This window comes from Acinetobacter sp. WU_MDCI_Abxb74, assembly GCF_025513915.1.
In the GTDB taxonomy this organism is placed as follows: domain Bacteria; phylum Pseudomonadota; class Gammaproteobacteria; order Pseudomonadales; family Moraxellaceae; genus Acinetobacter; species Acinetobacter calcoaceticus_C.
On the sequence record NZ_JAHPRP010000010.1, the window covers coordinates 26,228 to 47,820 of the forward strand.

23 protein-coding genes are annotated in these 21,593 nt (G+C 39.2%); 4 read left to right on the forward strand and 19 right to left on the reverse strand.

What is annotated here, in order from left to right:
* Nucleotides 1-100: 100 nt before the first annotated feature.
* Complete coding sequence (locus KTH84_RS15145) at nucleotides 101-1,093, forward strand: hypothetical protein (protein WP_262474064.1); 993 nt, start codon at nucleotides 101-103, stop codon at nucleotides 1,091-1,093.
* Between the two features lie 6 nt (nucleotides 1,094-1,099).
* Here KTH84_RS15145 and KTH84_RS15150 read toward each other — a convergent pair whose 3' ends face one another.
* The 4 genes from KTH84_RS15150 to rpmI all read right to left on the reverse strand — a co-directional run bounded on the left by KTH84_RS15150 (nucleotide 1,100) and on the right by rpmI (nucleotide 2,873).
* Complete coding sequence (locus KTH84_RS15150; RefSeq protein ID WP_133975319.1) at nucleotides 1,100-1,603, reverse strand: GNAT family N-acetyltransferase; 504 nt, start codon at nucleotides 1,601-1,603, stop codon at nucleotides 1,100-1,102.
* A gap of 56 nt (nucleotides 1,604-1,659) precedes the next feature.
* Nucleotides 1,660-2,217 carry an NADAR family protein gene (locus KTH84_RS15155; protein WP_262473951.1) on the reverse strand — a complete coding sequence of 186 codons (558 nt, stop codon included), beginning with the start codon at nucleotides 2,215-2,217 and terminating at the stop codon, nucleotides 1,660-1,662.
* 90 nt (nucleotides 2,218-2,307) lie between these two features.
* Entirely contained in the window at nucleotides 2,308-2,667 is a 360-nt protein-coding gene (gene rplT / locus KTH84_RS15160; RefSeq protein ID WP_000124858.1) for a 50S ribosomal protein L20, read from the reverse strand.
* Nucleotides 2,668-2,678: 11 nt separating this feature from the next.
* Nucleotides 2,679-2,873, reverse strand: coding sequence for a 50S ribosomal protein L35 (gene rpmI, locus KTH84_RS15165; protein ID WP_003655048.1), 195 nt, complete (start codon nucleotides 2,871-2,873; stop codon nucleotides 2,679-2,681).
* A 236-nt stretch (nucleotides 2,874-3,109) separates the two neighbouring features.
* Here rpmI and nreB point away from each other — a divergent pair, with 236 nt between their 5' ends.
* Complete coding sequence (gene nreB, locus KTH84_RS15170) at nucleotides 3,110-4,363, forward strand: nickel resistance MFS transporter NreB (RefSeq protein ID WP_262473953.1); 1,254 nt, start codon at nucleotides 3,110-3,112, stop codon at nucleotides 4,361-4,363.
* Between the two features lie 44 nt (nucleotides 4,364-4,407).
* Here the strand turns inward: nreB and KTH84_RS15175 are convergent, their stop codons facing one another.
* The 4 genes from KTH84_RS15175 to thrS form a co-directional block, all read right to left on the reverse strand.
* Nucleotides 4,408-4,836, reverse strand: a complete 429-nt coding sequence (locus KTH84_RS15175; protein WP_262473955.1) for a YqaA family protein — start codon at nucleotides 4,834-4,836, stop codon at nucleotides 4,408-4,410.
* Nucleotides 4,837-4,894: 58 nt separating this feature from the next.
* Entirely contained in the window at nucleotides 4,895-5,515 is a 621-nt protein-coding gene (locus tag KTH84_RS15180) for a glutathione S-transferase N-terminal domain-containing protein (RefSeq protein ID WP_262473958.1), read from the reverse strand.
* Between the two features lie 227 nt (nucleotides 5,516-5,742).
* Nucleotides 5,743-6,294: a translation initiation factor IF-3 gene (gene infC / locus KTH84_RS15185; protein WP_080026316.1), complete on the reverse strand. Its 552-nt coding sequence runs from the start codon at nucleotides 6,292-6,294 to the stop codon at nucleotides 5,743-5,745.
* A 5-nt stretch (nucleotides 6,295-6,299) separates the two neighbouring features.
* A complete protein-coding gene (thrS, locus tag KTH84_RS15190) occupies nucleotides 6,300-8,222 on the reverse strand; it encodes a threonine--tRNA ligase (RefSeq protein WP_262473959.1) in 1,923 nt (640 codons plus the stop codon).
* A 393-nt stretch (nucleotides 8,223-8,615) separates the two neighbouring features.
* Between thrS and KTH84_RS15195 the strand changes: the two genes are divergently transcribed.
* Nucleotides 8,616-10,253 carry an acyl-CoA synthetase gene (locus KTH84_RS15195; RefSeq protein WP_262473962.1) on the forward strand — a complete coding sequence of 546 codons (1,638 nt, stop codon included), beginning with the start codon at nucleotides 8,616-8,618 and terminating at the stop codon, nucleotides 10,251-10,253.
* A 45-nt stretch (nucleotides 10,254-10,298) separates the two neighbouring features.
* Here the strand turns inward: KTH84_RS15195 and yjgA are convergent, their stop codons facing one another.
* From yjgA to mazG, 9 genes are all read right to left on the reverse strand, one after another.
* Entirely contained in the window at nucleotides 10,299-10,835 is a 537-nt protein-coding gene (yjgA, locus tag KTH84_RS15200) for a ribosome biogenesis factor YjgA (RefSeq protein WP_042894990.1), read from the reverse strand.
* Nucleotides 10,836-10,837: 2 nt separating this feature from the next.
* On the reverse strand, nucleotides 10,838-11,107 hold the full coding sequence (locus KTH84_RS15205) for an HPr family phosphocarrier protein (RefSeq protein WP_042894989.1): 270 nt from the start codon (nucleotides 11,105-11,107) through the stop codon (nucleotides 10,838-10,840).
* Nucleotides 11,104-11,955 (reverse strand): RNase adapter RapZ, encoded by an 852-nt coding sequence (gene rapZ / locus KTH84_RS15210; RefSeq protein ID WP_042894987.1) that lies wholly within the window; start codon nucleotides 11,953-11,955, stop codon nucleotides 11,104-11,106. Before rapZ ends, KTH84_RS15205 begins: the two co-directional genes overlap by 4 nt.
* Nucleotides 11,956-11,979: 24 nt before the next feature.
* A complete protein-coding gene (panC, locus tag KTH84_RS15215; RefSeq protein ID WP_262473965.1) occupies nucleotides 11,980-12,828 on the reverse strand; it encodes a pantoate--beta-alanine ligase in 849 nt (282 codons plus the stop codon).
* Between the two features lie 3 nt (nucleotides 12,829-12,831).
* Entirely contained in the window at nucleotides 12,832-13,641 is an 810-nt protein-coding gene (gene panB / locus KTH84_RS15220; RefSeq protein ID WP_042894984.1) for a 3-methyl-2-oxobutanoate hydroxymethyltransferase, read from the reverse strand.
* A gap of 46 nt (nucleotides 13,642-13,687) precedes the next feature.
* Nucleotides 13,688-14,170: a 2-amino-4-hydroxy-6-hydroxymethyldihydropteridine diphosphokinase gene (gene folK / locus KTH84_RS15225; protein ID WP_042894982.1), complete on the reverse strand. Its 483-nt coding sequence runs from the start codon at nucleotides 14,168-14,170 to the stop codon at nucleotides 13,688-13,690.
* Complete coding sequence (gene pcnB / locus KTH84_RS15230; protein ID WP_202742674.1) at nucleotides 14,167-15,630, reverse strand: polynucleotide adenylyltransferase PcnB; 1,464 nt, start codon at nucleotides 15,628-15,630, stop codon at nucleotides 14,167-14,169. Before pcnB ends, folK begins: the two co-directional genes overlap by 4 nt.
* A 125-nt stretch (nucleotides 15,631-15,755) precedes the next feature.
* Entirely contained in the window at nucleotides 15,756-16,154 is a 399-nt protein-coding gene (locus KTH84_RS15235; protein WP_262473970.1) for a ComEA family DNA-binding protein, read from the reverse strand.
* On the reverse strand, nucleotides 16,123-16,929 hold the full coding sequence (gene mazG, locus KTH84_RS15240; RefSeq protein WP_262473972.1) for a nucleoside triphosphate pyrophosphohydrolase: 807 nt from the start codon (nucleotides 16,927-16,929) through the stop codon (nucleotides 16,123-16,125). Before mazG ends, KTH84_RS15235 begins: the two co-directional genes overlap by 32 nt.
* 112 nt (nucleotides 16,930-17,041) lie before the next feature.
* On the opposite strand from mazG, the gene KTH84_RS15245 reads away from it, so the two are divergent.
* Nucleotides 17,042-17,815 (forward strand): SDR family oxidoreductase, encoded by a 774-nt coding sequence (locus KTH84_RS15245; protein ID WP_202742672.1) that lies wholly within the window; start codon nucleotides 17,042-17,044, stop codon nucleotides 17,813-17,815.
* Between the two features lie 47 nt (nucleotides 17,816-17,862).
* Here KTH84_RS15245 and KTH84_RS15250 read toward each other — a convergent pair whose 3' ends face one another.
* A complete protein-coding gene (locus KTH84_RS15250) occupies nucleotides 17,863-20,169 on the reverse strand; it encodes a RelA/SpoT family protein (protein ID WP_202742671.1) in 2,307 nt (768 codons plus the stop codon).
* 45 nt (nucleotides 20,170-20,214) lie between these two features.
* Nucleotides 20,215-21,591 carry a 23S rRNA (uracil(1939)-C(5))-methyltransferase RlmD gene (gene rlmD, locus KTH84_RS15255; RefSeq protein WP_202742670.1) on the reverse strand — a complete coding sequence of 459 codons (1,377 nt, stop codon included), beginning with the start codon at nucleotides 21,589-21,591 and terminating at the stop codon, nucleotides 20,215-20,217.
* Nucleotides 21,592-21,593: the final 2 nt, after the last annotated feature.

The following is a 21,593-nucleotide window of genomic DNA, read 5'->3' on the forward strand; positions in this document are numbered from 1 at the left end:
TTTCATCGAATTGATGAAGTTTATCCATCATGAAAAATGTATTAGGCAACAAAAAGATAAAACGTATAAGATAATAGCATCGTCAATGAGATCAACTATTATGGCGCTCAATCAAATTTGGAAACAACAACTTACGCTTGTGACGTATGGCAATGAATACCTCCGCCAAAACTTAAACTTTACCCAATGGCGACAACATCATATTTTTGACCACCATAGTTTTCAATTTCGTGACTTAGCTTCTCAGCATTTACTCGCCCAACACTTTCAAGTTTGGCTAGAAGCGCTAAAAAAACAAGGTACCACTCAGCTTAGTTTACATTTATCAAGCCTTCTAAATGAAGAGCAAAATCCAAACAGTAACGTTGAGCTTTTACCTTACACTCATTTTATCGTTAGCCATCAAAATGATAAGAAATTTGCATGGATTTTCGGCCATGAACTTGCTGAATGGTATAACAATGATAATGAGTTTGAAGCCCCTCCTTCACAAACCTGTGAGCTTCATTTAGAAACTTTCTGGCGTTTTGAACTAAATGAAAAGTTATCAAAAAAAATTGAAGCTGATTTAAAAAATCCGCCATGGCAAGAAATTGCTGACTTTATGGATAGTGAATTATTTCGTAGTAAATACGCAGCAGGTTTCGAGGAACCAGAATTTCAAAAAGCTCATTTGGATGGTACAAATATTACGAACCAAGAACCAAGACTTGCTTTAATTCCAGAGAGCTATCTAGCAGATTATGCTCACCAGCTTCTAAATCGTACTCAAGCATTAAGCAATTATTTAGAACAAAAGAAACGACTTGCAAATGATCCGTTAGGAGAAGAGCTAGACCAAGAACAACTCATTAATTTAAGAAATTTTACGCAAAAAACTGATGATCTGTTTGCCAAACTTATTGTTAAGGCTGCTAATCACTATCAAACAGCTCAAATAATTCCAGTCGCTAAAGCCTCTCCATTCGAGCAATCAAGTGAAAGTCCTCAACACTTGAAATCTCACCACCATAAAGGCACTGGTTCAGGCGTTATTAAGCTGATTATTCTAACGATTATTATTTGTGCATTGGCTTATTATTTTGGGCTATAACTTAGATTAGAGTTCCCATTGATAAAGTAACTCTGTTATTTCGAAACCGAACTCAGGTAGTTCGGTTTCACCAATTATTTTGGCTCCCATTTTTTCATAGAAGAAACGGCTTGGATTTTTATTAAAAACGTCTAAACGAATAGAAGCGTAATCTTGATTTAATGCACAGTGATAGAACTTTTGAAATAACTCACGACCTATACCTTGCCTTTGAATTTCTTCCAAAAGATAAAAGGCAAGAATTTCAGCAATATTATTCTTTGGGTTCAGATAACCATCGAGAAAGCCTTTTACCATTCCATTTTCAGTATAGATAAATAACTTATGATCAGGGCTTTTGGTTATTTCTTTCCATAGTAGCTCCTTATCTCGTACTTTAAGCTCATCCAATATTTCTTGCTTAAGCATACCTGTATAAGTTTCTTTCCAACACTGTACATGCACTTCTGCAATAGATAATGCATCCTTAAAGGTGGCTATACGAATTTCTCTTTCATTTAATGATTTCAATTCGTTCCCCTCATGTCACAACTTTAAAGTGAAGCACCAATTTTTTTCATACAAACTTATTGAGCTAAAAGCTGATCTCGAACATGCATTAAAGCAAAGCCCAACAAATTTAAACCTTGCCATTGAGATGGATCTTGAATATGTAAATGATCTTGCGCCATACCAATCCCCCAAATTTTATCTACCGGAGATGCTTCAACTAAAATATGGTCTTTCGTTGCTAATAAGAAATTTTTCAATTCAGGATGCTGAGAGAATTTAGCAAAGTTCGCCTGCACCACGATATCAAAACGTTTTTCTTGCCATATCTTTTCATCATAATTACGCACTTCACGACCGAGCTGTTTTGCTTCATTTGGATGTTTAACTTGCAAGATCTGTGCAAAGATTTCTTCATCATTAAATAATTTTGCTTTTTGCGCCATCATATAGTGCTTAGCAGTAAAGTATTCAATACCCTCATCTTTAAATTGCACTGGATACCACTGACTAAAACAACTCTTATCAACAAGATCAGCCTGCTTAGGAGTATGTCCCCAAAAATATAAATATTTAAACTGATCACCTTTTTGCACTTTTTGAATTAAGTCATTTATAAATTTTTCATCTTTCATAATTTATCTCTGGTTATTATCTTTTTTAAAAACAGAACTACTAAAAATAAAAAAGACCGCTAAAAAGCGGCCTTTTTTGAATCTCTAAGCTTATGCAGCTAATGCGCCTTTAGCTTTTTCAGCTAAAGCAGCAAATGCTACTGCATCATGCATAGCGATGTCAGCTAATACGCGACGGTCGATGATCACTTGAGCTTTTTTCAAGCCATCGATCATACGGCTGTAAGACAAACCGTTTTGACGAGCACCAGCATTGATACGCGCAATCCATAAAGCACGGAATTGACGTTTCTTTTGACGGCGGTCACGATAAGCGTATTGACCAGCTTTGATTACCGCTTGGAACGCTACGCGGTAAACGCGTGAACGAGCACCATAGTAACCTTTAGCGCGAGCAAGAATTTTTTTGTGACGACGATGAGCCACTACACCACGTTTTACACGAGCCATTTATAATCTCCTTAGATGTATGGGCACATACGACGAACTGAGTTCACGTCAGAAACATGAACCATTACACAGCCGCGTAATTGACGGATACGTTTAGCAGATTTTTTGGTCAAAATGTGGCGCTTGAATGCTTGTTTGCGCTTAAAACCGTGTGCAGTCGCTTTGAAGCGTTTAGCAGCACCACGGCGAGTTTTCATCTTAGGCATAACAACCTCTTTTGAACACCTGTTCGGAACGTTTGCACCATTGCAAAAACGACCTGCAGGTAAGGGAGCCGACATTCTAAAGCATCCCAACTTAAAACAAAAGTAAAATGCTCATTTTTTGATAGTAAATTGTCTATTTTATATAAATGTTATTTTCCATAATCAATTATCAAATTACGAGAAAATCCATAAAATCATCGCATATAATAAGTGCAATCTCTTAAATTCAAAAGAATATGAATATACAAAATGATGCTTTCGCTGCATTGCGGTATCGAGATTTCTCTATCGTTACGATCAATCAATTTTGCTTAACACTTGCAATTTTGATTCAAGAAATTATTGTTGCTTACTCATTATATAAAATCACCAAAGATCCACTGACTTTAGGTTTGATTGGACTCGCAGAAGCAATTCCTTTTATTACTCTTTCTCTTTGGGGAGGTTATTTCGCAGATAGATTTAATAAACAGATTATTATGAAAATATGTTTATTTTTCTCAGTCCCCCTTCCCTTGGTTTTATGGTTACTTTTCCACTTACATGGTTTAGGGCATATCAGTGTTAACTTCCTTTCTTGGGGCATTTATACAGTTATTTTTGGTTTAGGAACAATCCGTGGTTTCTATAATCCCTCTGCAACATCATTAAAACCATTTTTAATTCCACGCGAACTCTATGCAAATGGCGCGACATGGACAACCATCGGCTGGCAAAGTGGCGTCATTATTGGCCCAATGCTAGGTGGTTTTATGCTTGCTTATTTAGGCCGAGAAACTAGTCTATTTAGTGTTGCTGCGTTACTCGCTATTTGCTTTATTTTAATTAACTTATTACATAAACGTAATTTCCCCAAAATTGAGACTGACAATATTTTAGAAAGTTTAGGAGAGGGTTTCCGTTTTATCTGGAAAACCAAAATTGTTCTTTGGGCGATTTCTCTTGATTTAGCTTCAGTTTTATTTGGCGGTGTCATCGCGTTATTGCCAATTTTCGCAGAAGATATATTAAAAGTCGGTCCGGAAGGGCTTGGCTATTTACGGGCGGCTCCATCTATTGGCGCACTTGTCACTATGATTGCTTTGACTCGTTTTCCGCCAACTCAGTATGCATGGCGTAACATGTTACTTGCTGTAGCAGGTTTTGGAATATTTACTATTCTATTCGCCTTCTCAAACAATATGTGGTTATCTCTCTTTGCTCTGGCTATGACAGGTGCATGTGACAGTATTTCTGTTGTTGTAAGACAAACCATTTTGCAAATTTTTCCACCAGAAAATATGCGGGGCCGCGTCGCTGCCGTAAATGGCATGTTTGTGTCTTCGAGTAATGAATTAGGAGCCTTTGAATCTGGTTTAGCAGCTAAATATTTAGGCACCATTACCGCTACAATTTTTGGAGGATGTATAACTCTAGTTGTTGTGACTTTCTGTTGGCTCAAAACGAATGATCTATTTAAGGTAGATATTACAAAAAACTCAGAAGATTAATTTAAATATTTATAAATTAAAGCATCTTCGGATGCTTTTTTATTTTAAATAAAACCCATTACCACCCAGTAAATAAACAAATAACGCCCTGCTTTAGCAATGATGACTATACCAAGGAAGCGCCAAAAATTTTCTTTGAATAGCCCAGCAACTAAAGTAATGGGATCACCAATGATAGGCATCCAACTCAAAAGTAAGGAGTAAAATCCATATTTATGGTAAAAGCTCTGCGCTTGTTGTAATCGCTTTTCAGAAACTGGAAACCACTTACGATGTTTAAATTGTTCTATCTTTAGGCCTAACCACCAATTGACACAAGAACCCAATACATTACCCAAAGTAGCTATACCAATTAAAAGCAAAGCTGAATATTGCCCCTTTAATAATAAAGCTACCAATACCGCTTCAGACTGTAGAGGTAGTAATGTCGCAGCACCAAAAGCACTGATAAAAAGCAAAAAGTAATTCAGCATAATCAATTACACCAAACAATTTTTTGCTTTAAGCATTTACTAAATCCAGGCAAGGAAATTAAGCTACTTTAATTGATAGTGCTTTCTGAACTGCTGAGCGTGCTGTTAAGCGAACAATATATTCTTGTACGTATGGATAGTCTTCAATCTGAATACCTTGCCATTCATAACGCAAAATCCAAGGTAAAATTGCCATGTCAGCAATTGAGTATTCACCAGCGACAAACTTCTGACCAATGAGTTGTTTGTTAAGCACGCTATATAAACGTTTAGTCTCATTTACATAGCGCTCTATAGCATAGGGAATTTTTTCAGGGGCAAATTTATTAAAATGATGATTTTGCCCAAGCATAGGACCTAAACCACCCATTTGCCACATGAGCCATTGTTCAACCTCAACTCGCTCTTGCTCATCAGCTGGGTAAAATAATCCAGTTTTTCTACCTAAATATTGCAAGATAGCACCCGATTCAAATATAGAAATCGGCTCACCACGAGGTCCATTTTGATCAACAATCGCAGGAATTTTATTATTTGGAGAAATTCTCAGGAAGTCTGGTTGAAATTGATCATTTTCTAAAATATTAATTGGATAAAGGGTGTAATCCAGTCCCATTTCTTCTAAGGCAATTGTGATTTTATGTCCATTGGGAGTTCCCCAATAATATAGATCAATCATTCTATTTTCCTACTCATCGTTATCATGACTGCGTCTTGGTTTATATCATGTTTTAAGAGATCTAATGAGATTTACAATACTAAAAATACATAAAACTCAAGAATTGAATTTCTTAAAAAATATACCAATTACCTTAAATAAAACTGAATAGAGAAAAGTGAAGTGATGTTTTTTTATTGATATGTGGGTAAAAAAAAGCACTGCTTTTGCAGTGCTTTTTTTGAGTATTACTTTTTCTTTTTCGGTCCAAGTAACATACCCATTTGACGGCCTTCCATTTTTGGTGCTTGTTCCACAACCCCAAACTCAGCCACATCTACTTCAATTTTTTGCAATTGAGCTAAGCCAAGTTGTTGATGAGCCATTTCACGACCACGGAAACGTAAAGTGATTTTCACTTTGTTTCCTTCTTCAAGGAATTTCAAAATAGCACGAAGCTTAACTTGATAATCACCAACATCAGTTGCAGGGCGCAGTTTGATTTCCTTCACTTGCACTTGATGCTGTTTTTTCTTCGCATCTTTTTGCTTCTGCTTCAGGTCAAACAAGTGCTTGTTGTAATCCATAATTTTACAAACAGGCGGCTCGGCGTTTGCAACGATCTCAACAAGATCAAGTTCAACCTCTTCAGCAGCACGCAGTGCTTCACTTAATGAAACAATTCCTTTTTGCTCACCTTCAGCACCGACGAGGCGTACTTCTTTTGCACGGATCTCATCATTAATTGCTGGACGGTTGCTTTTTGCACCTTGTTGTTGGTTACGGTCAGGCTGTTTAATCTTTCTTACTCCACAATATACCGGCCACGTTCGGCGACGGCAGACTTCACTAAGTCAATGAATGCATCTACTGACATAGTACCTAAATTTTTTCCTGAGCGGGTACGTACATTTACTGTACCTTCTTCAACTTCTCGATCACCAAGAACTAACAAGTAAGGAATACGCTCTATAGTACGCTCACGAATCTTAAATCCGATCTTTTCATTTCTCAAGTCAGAAATAGCACGAAGACCATTTTCTTTGAGTTTTGCTACGACTTTCTCACAAGCTTCAGCTTGAGAATCAGTAATATTCATGACACATGCTTGTAACGGTGACAACCAAGGTGGCATGAAACCAGCGTAGTGTTCAATTAGTATACCAATAAAACGCTCAAAACTGCCAAGAATTGCACGATGCAACATAACAGGTTGGTCACGATCATTGTCTTCAGTCACGTAAGACGCATCTAAACGTTCTGGTAAATTGAAGTCACACTGAATAGTACCACATTGCCATACACGTCCGAGACAGTCTTTCAATGAGAATTCAATTTTCGGACCGTAGAACGCACCTTCACCTGGCTGTAATTCCCATTCCAGACCTGCTGCATCTAAAGCGTCTGCTAAAGATTTCTCAGCCATATCCCAAAGTGCATCATCTCCTACACGCTTTTCTGGACGTGTAGAAAGTTTCATTTGCACTTCTTCAAAGCCGAAATCTTTATAAACATCTAAAGTGAGTTTAATAAAATCTGCAACTTCTTGACCGATTTGTTCTTTAGTACAGAAGATATGAGCATCATCTTGTGTAAAGCCACGTACACGCATAATACCGTGTAAAGAACCAGATGGTTCGTTACGATGGCAAGAACCGAACTCTGCTAAACGAATTGGCAAATCACGGTAAGACTTCAAACCTTGGTTGAAAACTTGCACGTGACATGGGCAGTTCATTGGCTTAACCGCATAATTACGACTTTCTGAATGAGTCGTAAACATGTTGTCTGCATAGTTCGCTGCATGACCTGATTTTTCCCAAAGCGTAAAGTCTACGATTTGCGGTGTTTTAATCTCGAGGTAACCATTGTCTTGCTGAACTTTACGCATGTATTGTTCAAGAACTTGGTAAATCGTCCAGCCGTTTGGATGCCAGAACACCATACCTGGTGCTTCTTCTTGCATATGGAACAAGTCTAAGGCTTTACCAATTTTACGGTGATCGCGCTTTTCAGCTTCTTCAATACGCTTGATGTATGCAGCAAGCTGTTTCTTATCAGCCCATGCAGTACCATAAATACGTTGAAGCTGTTCATTCTTCGCATCGCCACGCCAGTAAGCGCCAGAGATTTTTGTCAGTTTAAACGATTTTAAGAATTTGGTGTTTGGTACGTGTGGACCACGACACATATCCAAATAATCTTGATGGTAGTACAAGCCCATTTGTGTTTCTTCAGGCATGTCTGCAATCAAGCGTAATTTGTATTCTTCGCCACGTGCAGTAAATTCAGCAATTACTTCATCACGCGGTGTCATTTTTTTAACGACATCATAATCTTGGTCGATGAGCTTTTTCATGCGCTCTTCAACAGCTGCCATATCGTCTAAAGTAAAAGGACGAGGCATCCAGATGTCGTAGTAAAAACCTTCTTCAATGACTGGACCAATCACCATCTTGGCTTCAGGGAATAGCTGTTTAACAGCGTGCCCTACAAGGTGCGCACAAGAATGGCGAATGATTTCAAGACCTTCCTCATCTTTTGGAGTGATAATTTGTAAGGTCGAATCTTCGGTAATTAAGTCACATGCATCAACTAAGCGATCATTCACACGTCCAGCAATAGTATTTTTTGCTAGACCAGGCCCGATACTTTGGGCAACTTCCATAACAGAAACAGGGTGATCAAAATTCTTTTGATCGCCATTTGGCAATGTGATAATTGGCATAAAAAATCCTTAAGGAGTGATGCCCTATACGAAGGAGCATTTCACCGCGAGATTATGATCGAGGCGAACCTCAAAATATAAAAACGGTGTAAATCAAAATTAAAAATCCTGAAAGATTTTACACTTGTTCAAGCAAAGTGAAAACCTTTAAGCCCATAAAATCATAAATACATTTTGCTTATCAGGTAAACAGCAATAAATGACTTAAAGAATATATTGGGAAGATTTTTTAAACACGCTCAGCACAAGTGGTTTAAGATGAAGAAAATAGCATTTTTGCTCATTTTCTGACTGAAGGGTATTTCTCTTTAAGACTAAAGCATAAATGCTTTGATGAGTATTAAGTCATATTTTCAAAGAATGAATTAAAAATAGAACACGGAGTTGTTTCCCATGGTTAGTGCTTATGATGAATTACCACGTACACCCGCAAATTTTGTTGCGCTATCCCCTTTACGATATTTAGAACGTGCGGCGTATATTTATCCAAATCAAGCTTCAATTATTCATGGTAAGCGCCAAATTTCATGGAAAGAAACTTACCAACGTTGTTGCCAGTTTGCTTCTCAGCTCAAACAACTGGGAATTGAAAAAAATGATACGGTATCAGTCTTGTTGCCCAATATTCCAGCCATGATTGAAGCACATTTCGCAGTTCCAATGACTGGCGCTGTACTCAACACACTCAATACACGCTTAGATGCAAAAACAATAGCTTTCATGTTGGAACATGCTGAAAGCAAAGTGCTTTTGGTGGACCCGGAATTTGTTAATCTGGCAAGAGAAGCCCTCTCTCTTATTCCTGACCAACATATTATTGTGATTGATGTGGCTGATGATGAATATGAGGGCGAGAATCAGTTTATTGGCTCTTTTGAATATGAAGAATGGATAGCCCAAGGCGATGCTAATTTTGAATGGCATTTACCAGAAGATGAATGGGATGCGATTAGCTTAAATTACACATCGGGCACAACGGGTAACCCTAAAGGTGTGGTCTACCATCATCGCGGTGCTTATTTAAATGCTGCAAGTAATATATTGGCCTGCGGGATGAAACCTCGTGCAGTGTATTTATGGACACTACCGCTTTTCCATTGTAATGGCTGGTGTTTTGCGTGGAGTATTGCAGCAAGCGGTGGAACCAATATTTGTTTGCGTAAGGTCGCCCCAGAATTAGTGATGCAACTCATTGCAAAACATAAAGTCGATTATTTCTGCGGCGCGCCTATTGTTCTTTCAATGATTATTAATTTACCTAAAGAAAAGCAAACGGACTTTGACCATCATGTAGAAGTGATGGTTGCAGGAGCAGCTCCTCCCGTTGCCATTATTGAAGGCATGCGGAATATGGGAATTAACGTAAATCATGTATATGGTTTAACTGAAACATATGGTCCTTCTGCCTTATGTGCTTCGCAATCGGGATGGGATGAGCTTTCAATTGCTGAACAAGCTCAGCTTCATTCCCGTCAAGGCGTGCCCTATCCATTACAAGACAGTATGCGGGTATTGGACCCAGAAACAATGCAGCCTGTACCGAATGATGGACAAACTATGGGAGAAATTATGTTTCGTGGCAATATTGTCATGAAAGGATATTTAAAGAATCCCAAAGCAACTCAAGAAGCTTTTGCTGGTGGATGGTTCCATACAGGGGACTTAGCAGTTTGTCACCCCGATGGTTATGCAAAAATTACTGATCGCTCGAAAGATATTATTATTTCAGGTGGAGAAAATATTTCATCTCTAGAAGTAGAGGATGTGTTGTATAGGCACCCAGCTGTTTTAACTGCTGCGGTAGTCGCCAAACCTGATGCTCGCTGGCAAGAAGTACCTTGTGCCTTTATTGAATTAAAGGTAGGCGCAGCAGTAACACCTGAAGAGATTATTGAGTATTGTCAAAAAGAGTTAGCACGTTTTAAAGTGCCAAAAGATGTCATAATTACAGAAATTCCAAAAACATCGACCGGCAAATTACAGAAGTTTATTTTGCGTGAATGGGCAAAAGAACGTGCTGAGAATATATAAATAAAAAAGCGACGCCTTGAGCGTCGCTTTTTTATTTAAGCGCATTTAGCCTTGATCGGACAATAATGCAATTTGCTGCACATAGTTAACAAATTTAACTTTTGATGCCTCGATATCTGCTTCACTCGCCTGTTGAGTTTTATCGCGGTTGATTCTCAACACATGCTGACGCAAAGTGTGACGTTCCGATGCATTATAAATTTTACTAAATTCAGTAATTGCAGGATCACCCTGTTCAATCATGCGGTCAACCCAACGCATTAATTGAGCCTGTCTTTTTGCGCCTTGCTGCGGGGTTAAATAAGACAAAATAATAGTCTCATCTTCGTTGCGCAATAACTTACCAATACGTTGAAATTGGCGACGACGTGCTTCATAAGAACTAATGTTCTGCACTTCCATTAAAGCATCAATTAAACGCTCATCAACTGGAAGTTTCTGAATTTGTTTAATAGAAAGTTGTGCTAATTGCTCACCTAAAGCAGCCATGCGTTGCACTGCTTTTTTCTGTTCGGTTTTGCTTGCACGTCCTTCTAAAGAACCGAAATCTTCTTCAGTATAACGTTGGGAACCACGTGCCACGATTAATCTGCCTCATAAAATTTTGCTGCGAATAACGCCAGTACTTCACTTAATGCCTGTTCTTCGTCGGTACCATCAATGACCAATCTTAAAGTGGTCCCTTTACCTGCACCTAACATCAGCAAAGACATAATATTTTTTGCATCTACCAAATGATCGCCTTTTCCAATCTGGATCGACGAACGAAACTTTGTAGTGACCTCTATCAGTTTCCCTGATGCACGAGCATGTAAACCGAGTTTATTAATTACATCAACAGTTGTGTCTATCATGACCAGTGCTTCATTTCTCTGTGTAAGACCTGAACAGACCATTCTGCCTCAAGTGCTTGTTTTAGTCTATCTACGATATAAACCGAACGATGTTGCCCCCCAGTGCAACCAATAGAAATCGTCATATAGTGACGATGTCCTTCAGCAAATGCGGGAAGCCATTTTTTTAAGAAGTGAAGAATATCATCAAACATTTCGTTTGCTTGTGGACTTGCTTCTAAAAATTGTCTTACTGGCTCATCCAAACCAGAAAAACGTCTTAATTCTAAATCCCAATGTGGATTTGGTAAATGCCGTACATCAAAAACATAATCGGCATCTAACGGAATGCCATGTTTATATCCAAAGGACTGCAATATGACAATAAGCTTATCTGACTGCCCCAATTTAGACAGTAATATATGCTTTAAATCATGAACGCTTTTATCCGTTGTATCAATATGAACTGTAGCGCGGAACTGAATTGGAAGCAGTAACTGCTTTTCTTCTTGAATACATTGCAACAGGCTTTTAAAACGGTTGGCTAATGGATGCGGACGACGGGATGCACTAAAACGCGCAATCAAATCCTGATCTTGCGTAGTAAGGTAAATAACGTCAACTGTCCCATGTCTTTGTAATTGCTCAAAAACATGATCGAACTCTTGCATATCTGCACGAGTACTTCTTACATCTACACCTAAAGCTAACTGCTCTAGGTTATTTTCATGATCTAGCTTTGCCACAATTTCAGGCAGCAATGCCAAAGGCAAATTATCAATACAGTAATAGCCCAAATCTTCTAATACTTGAAGGGCTGAAGATTTTCCTGAACCAGACTGTCCTGTCACGATAAGTATACGCTTCATGGCATGGCTGTCCTTTGATCTCTTTTATTGGGGTGTAAAGGCAACTTCTAAATTATCAATCAAACGGGTTGCACCCAGTTTTGCCGCGATAAATAACACAATATCACGATCAAATTGAGTAGCAGGTAACAGATTTGTCTGACGAGCTTCGACATAATCAACAACAAGACCATTGTCTGTCAACTGAGTTTTGATATCTTCTACAACTTGTTGCAAATCTTTGCCTTGATGCAACTGTTGCTCGGCCTGCTTCAAACTTTGATAAATAACTGGAGCGACCTCACGGTGTTCAGCGCTTAAATAACCATTTCTCGAGCTAAGCGCCAAACCATCCGCTGCACGAACAATTGGCACACCAATCACTTCTAAAGGAATATTTAAATCTTGTACAAATTGGCGAATAACGGCTAACTGCTGGTAATCTTTTTGGCCAAAGAAAGCATAGTTAGGTTGCACAATATTAAAGAGCTTAGTTACAACCAAAGCTACACCATCAAAGTGTCCCGGGCGTGAACTACCGCATAAAGCATCTGTAATCTGGCTTACACTGATGTTAGTTAAACGCGGTTGTGTACCATACATTTGCTCAACTGATGGGGCAAAAATAATGTCACAGCCCACATCGGCAAGCAAACGACTATCTTGCTCTAAAGTACGAGGATAGTTGTCAAAATCTTCACCCGGTCCAAATTGAGTCGGATTTACGAAGATGCTTACAACCACAACATCACATAGCTTTTTCGCTTCACGAACAAGTGTGAGATGTCCTTCATGTAGATTTCCCATTGTTGGGACAAAACCAATAATTTTACGTGCAGCTCTAGCAGGATTTAGAGAAGCTGCAAGACCTTGTATGGTGGTTTCTGTTTTCATGAATTACAGCTCAACGTGAAAAGTATGTTCTTTAGCAGGGAATGACTGATCAAGCACCGCAGCATGATAAGCTTTAAATGCATCTAAAATGGCAGTTTCACCTGATTGCTCTTTCATAAAATTGCGAACAAAGCGCGCAACTCGACCAAAAGTTAAACCCAGCATATCTTGTACAACCAATACTTGACCATCGGTTGCATTACCTGCACCAATACCAATTACAGGTGTATTTGGGAATAATTCAGCAATTTCTTGTCCTAACTGAGCAGGAACACATTCAAGTAATAACACCGATGCGCCCGCCTCAACTACAGCGGTACAGTCAGCAATGAGCTGATCTGCTGCTTCACGTGTTCTAGCTTGTAATTTATAGCCACCAAATACATGTACAGATTGAGGTGTTAAACCTAAATGTACACAAACAGGCACCCCATTGCGGGTTAAAACTTGCACGATTTCACTTAACCATGCGCCACCTTCAATTTTCACCATTTGAGCGCCAGCCTGCATGACTTTTCTTGAGTTTTGCAAAGCATCATTTAAGGTTGCATAACTCATAAATGGCAAGTCTGTCATGATCAAGGCATGCTGGTTACCACGACGAACCGCTGCCGTATGATAAGCCATATCTTCAACGGTGACTGGCAAAGTTGAATCTCGCCCTTGAATTGCCATTCCAAGAGAATCACCAATTAAGATTGTATCAACTTCAGCAAGTTCCATTGCTTTTGCCATGCTTGCATCGTAACAAGTCAGGCAAGAGAACTTGCGTCCTTCGGTTTTAAATTTTCTTAAGTCACTTAGACTAATCATGATGATATCCTCTACAGGAGTTCGCAGAACATAATGAATCGAGAGTTTAAGCCCAAGACTCATCAGCAAGTACAGTCAGCGTCGGCTGCTGTATCAGCTCTAAATCTTTGAGTGGCTGACCATTCAATTGTAAATCTGCATCTAAATCTAATAAGGGAATTACAACAAAATCTCGTTGTAAAATTCCTATGTGCGGCACAGTTAAGCGCTCATTGTGAATTTTTTCATTGCCATATATAAGCAAATCTAGATCTAAGGTTCGCTCACCCCAACGACGAAGTCGTACACGACCAGCTTCTTGCTCAAAACGTTGTAAATGATCTAGCAAATCTAAGGGCGTAAGATCCGTATTTAATTCTGCAACTGCATTTAAATAATTTGGCTGGTCTTGAGGCCCCATAGGTGGACTTTGATAAAGTCTAGAAACTTTAACTATTCCTAACGTCTTAAGCTTAGCAATGGCTTCAGATAAAATTTGACGTGAATCGCCTAAATTACTTCCCAAACCAATATAAGTGGTTATTGTCATTGCGTTGGCCCAAAAACAACTTGGCTTAAATCGCGCTGTACCCGCTTACGTTTTAAAATTGGATGATCACCCGTCACGCCTGCGTCTGAAGAAGACGCTTTTTCAACAAATCGGCTTACGGCCTGATCTTGTCTAGTACGTTCTTTTTTCCCACGGCGAGTGCGTGGTTCCGGAATATCAACTAAAGGTTCAATTTCCGTCTCAACTTTATTATTTTCGATAGGCTCAGCAGCAGCTTTACGACGGTTTCTAGCTTTCTGACGATTATATTGGCTAATAGTAGCTTCTTTTTCGTCATTTGACATTTCTTGGTAAGCTTCCCACCAGCTTCCCATTCCTTGTGTTGTGTCATCACCTGACTTTTCACGAAGTAATAAGAAGTCAAAACCAGCACGGAAGCGAGCATGCCCTGCCAATGCTTCTATTTGCTGTGGTTTTGGATTGAGCAAACGAGTCTGCATTTCCCAAACTTCACGAATAAACGTTTCTGCAAAGCGAGGAATAACTGTGCGTGTTGCTTGGCGTTTTAAAACATCTAAACCAGCCTGCGCACGGGCTTCAGCCGGTACAATGCCTTTAGATAAGTAAAACTCACAACGTTCTAAAAACGGCTGCCACAGTAATACTGCATAGAAAAATGCAGGATTAATGGTTTTACCCACTTGTATACGTTGATCTGTATTCTTTGCTGCTCTTAAAATAAATGGGGTGAGATTAGGCTGAACATCGGCAAAAAGTTGCTTCCAAACACCAAACTCAATCAACATTGGCAGAACACGCGCCAAATGCCCCATTGTGAACAACTTCTGAGATTCATCATATAAACGATGCGGAGAGACATCACGCAATAATTGCGTCATTTCGGCATTAAATATATCGAGAATATTTGAATCAATTTTGAAATTTAACTTGGCTGCAAAGCGTAGAGTTCGCAGCATACGCACAGGGTCTTCTTCAAAACGCTGTGCTGGATCGCCCAATAAACGCAAAGTTTTGTTTTTAACATCGTCAATCGCTTTGCAGAAGTCGAGCACAATACTCTTACGCGGTTGGTAATATAGAGTATTGATAGAAAAATCACGTCGAGCAAAGTCTTGTTCGATGGTACCCCAGTTATTGTCACGTAAAATCATGCCTGAGGCACTCGTAACTGCTTTTTTAGGAGGGGCACGGAATGTTGCAACTTCAATAAGCTCACGCCCAGAATAGACGTGTGCCAATTCAAATCGACGGCCAATGATTCGGCAACGTCGGCCAAAAACTTCTTTAATTTGAGCAGGTGTCGCATTGGTGACTGCATCGAAATCTTTAGGATTAAACCCTAGCATTAAATCACGGACACCACCCCCAACAATATAAGCTTCATAGCCAGCTTTAGTCAGGCTATCGATCACATCTAAAATCGAAGAAGGAAGTTGGGCTGTGGACAAACCACATTTTGACGCTCGCAAGGTTTGCAAAAGACGCTGTCTCCTACGTCAGGACGTAAATAACAAGTTGTCGCTAATCATAGCTCTAACGCACACAAAGGGCAATTTGATTCTCTGTAGTTTGCGTATGAAATGACAATTGACAAACAGATGATTTATAAACTCAACCGTGGTTTATTCTTTTCAAAAATGGCTGGACCAATACCTTTTACATTTTTAAATTCATCAATATTTTTAAAGCCACCATTCTTTTGACGGTATTCCACAATCGCTTGAGCCTTTTTCTCACCGATACCTTTTAGCTTTTGAAGCTCATCAATATTGGCTTGATTCAAGTGAACTTGCCCTGAAGAATCAGTCATTATAGTACTTTTTGAGACATTAGAATGAGATGATTGCTGCATGCTCAACTTCTGATCATACATCTGCTGTTTAGCTTTCCACTCCTTAAAATTTTGATCGAAAGATTGAGCCTGAATAAAAGTTGATGAAATCAGGCTCCAAAATAAAATAATAAAATACTTACTCTTCCAAAGATTCACGCTGAGCTGCATGTGTTTTTTCCCCTAAATTTAAGTGCCGCTTTGCCTGATTCCACAATTCATCCATTTCAGACAAGGTCATGTCCTCTAATGTTCTTTGCTGTTTTTTCGCTTGATCTTCAATAAAAGCAAAACGGCTTCTAAATTTATGTATTGTTGATAAAAGTGATGTTTCACTTGAAATCGCAAGTTTACGTCCTACATTCACCAATGAAAACAGGCAATCTCCAAATTCATCTTGAATTTCATCCATATTTTGATTTTTTAGCGCCTGCTTGAACTCATCCAGCTCTTCTTCTAGTTTTGTATAAGCATCTTCTACGGTTTCGAAGTCGAACCCAACTTTTGCTACATTTTCTTGAATTTCTTGTGCCTGTAACAGGGCTGGGCCATGCTTTATTTCATCTAATCTTGATTGTGGCTTCCCTTGCTTTTCTTGCTGTTTAATTTGTTTCCACAGTTCACTTACTTGTTCTGGCGTTAAGTTATTAAATTGATCTGCCTGAAAAACATGGGGATGACGACGAATTAACTTTTCACTTATTGCTTCAACCACATCATTAAAATTAAAAGCGCCTTGCTCACTAAACATTTGCGACTGAAACACGACTTGTAATAGCAAATCGCCCAGCTCATTTCGAATTTCCTCAATGTCACCCTGACGAATAGCGGCCTCGACCTCATAGGCTTCTTCAATGGCATATTTGGTAAGAGTCATGGGGGTTTGAGCTTGATCCCACGGACATTTTTCTCGTAACTCTTGCATAATTTTAAGCAATTTATCCATGGTAGCCCTCAAGTTTAAAAAGTCGGTCAGTAAAACTAAGATTTTAATTTGTTATGATCAAAATCAAAGCGATTAAATCAGTCGCACTATTGTACTGACAAAGAGAAAAAAGATGAGACACAGTATTCTGATTAGTGGCGCTGCTCAAGGTATTGGGGCAGAAATTGCACGTGTATTTTACCAACAAGGATATAAAGTAGGCATTTATGATATTAATGAATCGCTTGCTCAAAAACTAGCAAGTGACTTGGGACCCAATGCCTGTGCTGGCTATTTAGATGTAAGTGATTACGACCAATGGCAACACATATTAAAAGAATTTACTAACTGGGCTGGCGAACTCAACATCTTGGTAAATAATGCCGGCATTTTATATTCTGGTGCATTTGAAACGATTGATATTAAAGCTCATCAAAGAACAATAAATATTAATGTAAACGGTGTCATCAATGGTTGTCACGCTGCACTCCCTTACTTAAAGCAAGCGTCTTTTGCACGAGTCATCAATCTCTCTTCAGCCTCTGCAATTTATGGGCAGGCCGATTTAATTTCTTATTCGGCTAGTAAATTTGCTGTTCGGGGGATTACTGAAGGCTTAGATGTGGAATGGAAGAAATACGGTATTCGTGTTTTAGATGTGATGCCGTTATTCGTGCAGACCGCAATGGTTAACAACATGGATGCAGGTACTATTCAAAATATGGGGATAGATTTAACACCAAATGATATCGCTCAAAAGGTTCTTACGCTCGTAGAGAAAAAAGCTCATTTCTGGACTCCGACTCATACACCAGTTGGCATAAAAACCAAGCTGCTTTATCAACTCTCAACCTTAAGTCCCCAATTTCTAAATCGCTTAACTAATATTTATTTATCAAGAAAGTAATTCGAATTAAAAAGGCTGTCATTTGACAGCCTTTTTACTCAATTTAGTTAAACACCTTGAATCATACGTCTCGCACTAATGATTCCAGGTTGCTGCTCCAAGCGAGCCAACAAACGAGAAAGCTGCGCTAAACCCTTAACCTCAATTAACAACTTCATATTGGCAATACCATCTGCTTCAGAAATTGTATTAACCTGACGAATATTGATTTGGTCAGAGAAAATTACTTGAGTTAAGTCTTTAAGCAGACCACGACGATCATATGCTTCCACTACAATCTGAACGCTTTGACCACGTGTTGGCTGCATTTCCCAATCAGCTTCAACAGCACGCTCTGGTTCTTGCTTAATCATACGCTGATAATCTGAACAAATGACTTTGTGGATACTCACACCACGGTTCAAAGTAATATATCCAGCGATTGATTCGCCATGCACGGGCTGGCAGCACTGAGCGATGTGCAACTCTACGTTGTCTAAACCATCAATTAAAATTCCGTGGGCCGATAACGTATGGCTTGCACGCGGATTTAATGCTGGTTTAAGCACTAGTTCAGGTTCATCCTGATCTAGATGCATTTGGCGGTTCACCTGATTAATCAAGGCATGTAAGCTAATATCACCGCTTACTAGACTCACCAAAATGTCATCACCCGTTTTCACGTTAAAGTGTGATGAATAATCATTTAGGTCGATACTTTTTGGGTGAATCGCTAGGCGAGCTAACTCTTTATTGAGAAGTTCACGGCCGACTTCAAGATTTTTACTACGATCTTGTTGTCTAAACCAATGACGCAACTTGTCACGGGCACGAGAGGTTTTAATATAACCTAAAGAATTCACCAACCAATCTCGGTTTGGATCACGATCTTTTTTAGTTAAAATCTCAACCTGCTCGCCAGTTTTTAAAGTATAGGTTAATGGCACATAGCGCTGGTTAACTCGCGCTGCATAACACTTATTCCCTACTTCCGTATGCACATGATAAGCAAAATCTAAAACTGTTGAGCCACGTGGCAATTCCTTAATGTCACCATCACGACTGAAAACATAAATCTTCTCAAAGCCTTCAAAATCTTGTAGTTGATCAAAGCCTTCTGTTTCATCTTCGTTTTGATGTACCGTCGTGTCATTGCGCTCTTGGTAGTGTTCAAGAACGGCCCGCAATGAATGTAAACGATGGTTAAAGGAGTGGTCTGTATTCTTTGAACCTTCTTTATAGTTAAAGTGTGAACATACGCCTAACTCTGCTTCGTCGTGCATCTCATAAGTACGAATTTGTACTTCAAGCGACTTATTTTCAGCAATTACAGCGGTATGCAAAGAGCGATAGCCATTTGCTTTCGGGTTGGTAATATAGTCATCAAACTGGTGAGGAATATGACGCCAGATTTGATGAACAATACCCAAAGAGTGATAACACTCTGGGACACTCTTAACTAACACACGTAAGGCACGAATATCATAGAGCTGATCAAAACTCAGGTTTTTGCTTTTCATTTTTCGATAAATTGAATAAATGTGCTTTGCTCGACCTGTGATTTCTGACTCAATTCCGTAAGATGCTAACTCATTTTTCAAACGATCAATGACGAACTGAATATAATGTTCACGTTCTAAACGTTTTTCATTCAGTAATGACGCAATTTCTTTATAACGGTCTGGAGCTAAATAGCGAAAAGCGAGATCTTCAAGTTCCCATTTAAGCTGGGCAATACCAAGTCGATGTGCCAATGGCGAATAAATAGTAAGAATTTCACGTGCTACGCGTTCTTGACGTTCACGAGATGAATTTGCCAACTCTCGTAAAGAATAAGTACGTTCAGCAAGTTTAATTAAAACAACACGAACATCTTCGGTGACCGAAATCAGCATTTTATAAATGCCGCTTAAATGTTCTCGTTGGTTGTTATTAAAATGGTCTTCTAACCGCTTATTTTTTTCAATAAGTTCCGAGAGTTTACCCATTGCCAAAGCGCCTTTGACAAGGTTATAGACCTGATCTCCAAATTTCTTTTTTACTTCTTCTATATCAGTAATTTCTTCACGCACACTACGATAGAGCATGGCTGCCGATAGAGTATCTTCGTCTACATGGAGATGTGCCAAAATATCGGCCATTCCAACGCCAGTAGCGAAAGTATTGGAACGATGATTAACCGTTGAGTCTAACTCTTTTTGCAGGGTTTCATTCGCAACCTTTTCAAGCTGTTCAAGCTTCGCCCCATCTAATATTTCACGCACTCGATCCAACCATGAGGCTAAACCGATTTGCGTTTCGGCGGCATGCTCTACAGTCGTTTCCTCGGACAACTCAGTTAGTTGCTCAGGTAACTGTTCACGTACTGTGACCATACCATTCTCCTCAATATGTAACTCATGTTTTTAATCGTTTATCTCTTAAATTTTTTCAAATAGTGCAATGGATTCAACATGTTCTGTGTGTGTAAACATGTCCATCACAGCTGCTTTTTTTAACTGGTAACCATGCTGAACCAAAACACCCGCATCCCTTGCCAGTGTAGCTGGGCTACATGATACATAAACGATTCTTTTTGCTCCAAAATTTGATACATACTGCATAATTTCATATGCACCAGCACGAGGAGGATCAATCAATAATGCATCAAATCCTTGATTGGCCCAAGAATGATGCGAAAAATCTTTTGTTAAATCTTGTGAAAAGAAGGTTGCCTGCACCAAACTATTGCATTTTGCATTAGCTGTTGCGCGCCTCACCATTTCTTCACTCCCTTCCACACCAACAACCTGACCACTCTCACCAACACATCGTGCTAACGGAAGCGAGAAATTGCCTAAACCACAAAATAGATCAAGTACTTTTTCACCTGATTGCAATTGAAGCAATTCACATGCCAATTGAACCATTTGTTCATTTACTGTGGCATTGACCTGAGTAAAATCCAATGGCGAAAAAGCAAAATTTACATTAAACCTCTCTAAGGCATAATGTAAACGTGAAGCGCCTTTTTCATCATCAATACGATGAATACTTTCAGGGCCCTTAGGCTGCAAATACAACTGCCACCCCTTGTCTAACGCAAATTGCTTTAATTGGTTGACATCAGAATTGTTTAATTTTTCTATATGACGAACCAATAAAGAAATTTCATGATCACCTTTTGCTAATTCTACATGACCAATGTGTGCTTTGCCTTTTAGACTTTGGAGTAAAATACGCAACTCAGGCAAGCTATTTGATAGTTTTTCATCCAAAACACTACAACTATGGATAGATGTTAATCGATTACTATGATGTTCACGAAACCCCATAATTAAGCGATCTGGCTTTGGCAAATAGCGCACGCCAATTCGTGCTCGACGACGATAATCACTTTGTAAAGATCGAATCGGCTCTAGCCACTGTTCAGGTTGAATACCTGCAAAGTGCTGTAAATGTGATTGGAGCACACTTTGCTTTAAACGGATTTGTTCATCAGGATGGATATGCTGCATGCTACAGCCACCGCAAATACCATAATGAGGACAAATTGCTTCTATACGATGAGTTGAAGGCTCTCCTAACAACTGCACCATCTCAGCCTCTTCAAGACGCTTCGCTTGATGGGTAATTTGAGCCTTTACAGTTTCTCCAGGCAAGGCATAGCGAATAAAAACTTTTTTGCCATGCTTATCTGCGGGGTGGTCAGGATGAGAACCATAATGCGCAATTCCCCGCCCCTCATGAGAAAGTGTTTCAACTTGAAAAATATATTCAGGTTGTTGGGGCTTGCGAGATTTGGCTTGTTGTTTCAAAG

Bases quoted from the DNA above. Each gene is read 5' to 3' on its own strand.
- KTH84_RS15145 (WP_262474064.1), top strand. From the start codon at position 101: ATGGCGCTCAATCAAATTTGGAAACAACAACTTACGCTTGTGACGTAT.
- KTH84_RS15155 (WP_262473951.1), bottom strand. From the start codon at position 2,217: ATGAAAGATGAAAAATTTATAAATGACTTAATTCAAAAAGTGCAAAAA.
- rplT (WP_000124858.1), bottom strand. From the start codon at position 2,667: ATGGCTCGTGTAAAACGTGGTGTAGTGGCTCATCGTCGTCACAAAAAA.
- rpmI (WP_003655048.1), bottom strand. From the start codon at position 2,873: ATGCCTAAGATGAAAACTCGCCGTGGTGCTGCTAAACGCTTCAAAGCG.
- nreB (WP_262473953.1), top strand. From the start codon at position 3,110: ATGAATATACAAAATGATGCTTTCGCTGCATTGCGGTATCGAGATTTC.
- KTH84_RS15175 (WP_262473955.1), bottom strand. From the start codon at position 4,836: ATGCTGAATTACTTTTTGCTTTTTATCAGTGCTTTTGGTGCTGCGACA.
- KTH84_RS15180 (WP_262473958.1), bottom strand. From the start codon at position 5,515: ATGATTGATCTATATTATTGGGGAACTCCCAATGGACATAAAATCACA.
- thrS (WP_262473959.1), bottom strand. From the start codon at position 8,222: ATGCCAATTATCACATTGCCAAATGGCGATCAAAAGAATTTTGATCAC.
- KTH84_RS15195 (WP_262473962.1), top strand. From the start codon at position 8,616: ATGGTTAGTGCTTATGATGAATTACCACGTACACCCGCAAATTTTGTT.
- KTH84_RS15205 (WP_042894989.1), bottom strand. From the start codon at position 11,107: ATGATAGACACAACTGTTGATGTAATTAATAAACTCGGTTTACATGCT.
- rapZ (WP_042894987.1), bottom strand. From the start codon at position 11,955: ATGAAGCGTATACTTATCGTGACAGGACAGTCTGGTTCAGGAAAATCT.
- panC (WP_262473965.1), bottom strand. From the start codon at position 12,828: ATGAAAACAGAAACCACCATACAAGGTCTTGCAGCTTCTCTAAATCCT.
- panB (WP_042894984.1), bottom strand. From the start codon at position 13,641: ATGATTAGTCTAAGTGACTTAAGAAAATTTAAAACCGAAGGACGCAAG.
- folK (WP_042894982.1), bottom strand. From the start codon at position 14,170: ATGACAATAACCACTTATATTGGTTTGGGAAGTAATTTAGGCGATTCA.
- KTH84_RS15235 (WP_262473970.1), bottom strand. From the start codon at position 16,154: ATGCAGCTCAGCGTGAATCTTTGGAAGAGTAAGTATTTTATTATTTTA.
- mazG (WP_262473972.1), bottom strand. From the start codon at position 16,929: ATGGATAAATTGCTTAAAATTATGCAAGAGTTACGAGAAAAATGTCCG.
- KTH84_RS15245 (WP_202742672.1), top strand. From the start codon at position 17,042: ATGAGACACAGTATTCTGATTAGTGGCGCTGCTCAAGGTATTGGGGCA.
- KTH84_RS15250 (WP_202742671.1), bottom strand. From the start codon at position 20,169: ATGGTCACAGTACGTGAACAGTTACCTGAGCAACTAACTGAGTTGTCC.